The sequence below is a fragment of the Bowmanella yangjiangensis genome (assembly GCF_017255015.1).
GTDB lineage: Bacteria > Pseudomonadota > Gammaproteobacteria > Enterobacterales > Alteromonadaceae > Bowmanella > Bowmanella yangjiangensis.
Window position 1 is genome coordinate 1 of sequence record NZ_JAFKCS010000659.1, and the last position, 401, is coordinate 401.

Consider the following 401-nt stretch of genomic DNA (forward strand, 5'->3'; position numbering starts at 1 on the left):
ATGACCGCGTGCACAAGTTCGCGGACATGCAGCCCGGCGGCGAAGCGATGGCGCTGGTCGCCGAGTTCGATCGCGGCTTCGAACTGTGGAAAGCCACCTCCCTGAAAGTATTGCAGCTGGCCGCCAGCAACCCCGAGGAGGCCAGCCACCTCAGCTTCGGTGACAGCGAGGCGCAGTTCGAGGTGATGCGTGGCGCCATCAACAAGCTCGGCGAACTGGAGGACAGCTCCGCCAACGCCGTGGGCACTGCGGCGATCGCCCGTGGCGAAGAACTGGCCTGGCAGCAGGGCATCGTCATTGCCGTGGGGCTGGCCGTCTGCCTGTTGCTGGTCATCGGCTTCCCGCTGCTGGTGACGCGTCCCCTGCACAGCCTGTTGCATCGCATCGAGCAGATCGCCGAT

The 401-nt window shown here is 65.6% G+C and carries 1 protein-coding gene; it reads left to right on the forward strand.

Going from position 1 to position 401, the window contains the following annotated elements:
• Positions 1-401 (forward strand): hypothetical protein (locus tag J0A65_RS26135; protein ID WP_206597103.1); only part of this gene is annotated, 401 nt, incomplete at both ends.